The sequence below is a fragment of the Cupriavidus phytohabitans genome, assembly GCF_017815025.1.
Taxonomy (GTDB): Bacteria; Pseudomonadota; Gammaproteobacteria; order Burkholderiales; family Burkholderiaceae; genus Cupriavidus.
In genome coordinates, this window is record NZ_JAGIQB010000252.1 from 1 (window position 1) to 501 (window position 501).

Here is a 501-nt window from a genome sequence, read left to right on the forward strand (position 1 = left end):
TTTATGACCTAATTCATTGCTCAAGTTGGCGCAAGAGGCAAGTGGACCCAAGCCTGTGTCCCCGACTTCACGCTGATGGGTAAAGAGTGTGACCCGGGCGTCGGAGATTCGGGCCAGGATGCGGTAGCCGTCGAACTTGGTCTCGATGATCCAGCCGCTGCCAGCGGGTAGCGTTGGCGACAGCGTGGCCAGCTGGGGTCCAAGCTTGGCCGGCAGTGGGGCGCGCGGCGCGCGCTTGACGGCGGTGGCGGGGTCCTCATCGAGGACCGCGGCAGATTCCTTGGCGCCATCCTCCGCATTCAGCGTGCCCAACGGCTTGGCGATGACACTGTCCGGCAGCGCCGTCAGCACATCGTATTCCGACAAGGGGCGTGCCCACGCGTCACGCTTCTTGAACAGTATCCACTGCTCGGACTTGTCGCCCGGCTTGGCGATGCGCACCAGCTCCCAGCGGCCGGCGAGCTTTTGGCCGTGGAGATCGAAGAGAAGTTTGCCGGCGGC

The 501-nt window shown here is 64.3% G+C and carries 1 pseudogene; it reads right to left on the reverse strand.

Features of this window, described 5'->3' with window-relative positions:
• Positions 1-501 (reverse strand): annotated as a pseudogene (gene ligD, locus J8I34_RS34375) (DNA ligase D); the annotation flags it as partial.